Raw genomic sequence first — 1,223 nt, 5'->3', positions numbered from 1 at the left:
ACTGCACACCGTCGCGGCCTGCGATCACGACGTCCTTGAACTCGATGTTGGTCGACTTCGCCCGCACTTCGTCGACCGTATGGATCGTTGAAAAGACACCGATGCCAAAGCCGGAGGGGTAGTTAGCGTCATCCCACGCGCAGATCTTCCAGCCTGGCTCTTCTGCCCCGAGGATGCCGGATCGCTTCGACGCCACGTCGAGCCCCAAGCTGGTCAACATCGAGTCCGGGATCTGACTGCACGGATCCCACAGTGCCGCGGCAGCCGCCGCTGGGTCAGCCGAACTCGGCTGTGCGTTCCCGCTCTCGGTGGTGGAACACCCCGACACCGCGAGTACCCCACACACCACCGTGGTCACCACTGCAGACCGTCGCCGCACGAGCATCCTCCGTCTTTCCCGATCACTGAGCCATACCGTCCGGCGGACCCCGCTCCAACCCCATGGCCGCTCCGAGTCCTCCCGACACCCGGCCACCCCGTCATTCCGCATAGCCTACGACACCGCCCCACAATTTCACGCTGGCGAGTTCCCGCCGCTCGTGAGACGCCCACAGCCGAGCCATGCTCCGCCGTGTGAGCCCAATGTGCCAAGAAGATGGCACTCCTTCGCACCCTTAGACGCACCGAAGCCCCTTCTGGTTCCATCGATTTCACCGCACGGACCAACCCTGTCGTATCCGCTACGCTCGGCGATTGGCACTGCGTGCCGCAGGTCTGACGTACTGGTATTTCCGGTGCATAGGACCTGTTCGATCAGGTTCGACATCGCAGGTCGCGGGCTGGGTGTGCCCGCCGTCCTGGGGTGGCATCACACGAGGGGCGGGGCAGCGAAGATGACAAGCGCAGGCGGGGAACTCAGCATCTCCCCGGACAAGATCAGAACCCATGCCACCCACGTCACCTCGGCCGGTTCGGGGTTGACCGAAGCACTCGAGGCAGCCCAAGCCGTTTCGGCCCCCTCGGATGCGTTCGGGAAACTGTGTGCCTTCCTCGGTCCGTTGTTCGTCGATTCGGTCGAGACCGATGGCATCGACGCGATCCAGGCCGCGATCGATGCCTTCGGTGACACCAGTTCGAACCTGACCGCGGTTGCTGATGCGTTCACCACCCGTGACACCACCAACGCCACTGCGCTCAAGACCCAAGAGTCCGGTCTGTAATGGCCGCCAATCCCCTGATCGCGGCGAAGGAAGACACCACCGACTGGTCCACCGGTATCAGCC

2 protein-coding genes are annotated in these 1,223 nt (G+C 63.8%); one reads left to right on the top strand and one right to left on the bottom strand.

Going from position 1 to position 1,223, the window contains the following annotated elements:
* Positions 1 to 385 (bottom strand): DUF3558 domain-containing protein (locus ACFWF3_RS36415; RefSeq protein WP_379318750.1); only part of this gene is annotated, 385 nt, incomplete at its 3' end.
* Positions 386 to 833: 448 nt separating this feature from the next.
* Between ACFWF3_RS36415 and ACFWF3_RS36410 the strand changes: the two genes are divergently transcribed.
* Complete coding sequence (locus ACFWF3_RS36410; protein WP_379318748.1) at positions 834 to 1,160, top strand: type VII secretion target; 327 nt, start codon at positions 834 to 836, stop codon at positions 1,158 to 1,160.
* Positions 1,161 to 1,223: the final 63 nt, after the last annotated feature.

The organism is Nocardia sp. NPDC060220 (assembly GCF_042727815.1).
In the GTDB taxonomy this organism is placed as follows: Bacteria; Actinomycetota; Actinomycetes; order Mycobacteriales; family Mycobacteriaceae; genus Nocardia.
This window is presented reverse-complemented; position numbering and strand designations above follow the sequence as displayed.

What these genes read in the sequence shown, in the direction of transcription:
- ACFWF3_RS36410 (WP_379318748.1), top strand. Translation starts at nt 834, where the DNA reads ATGACAAGCGCAGGCGGGGAACTCAGCATCTCCCCGGACAAGATCAGA.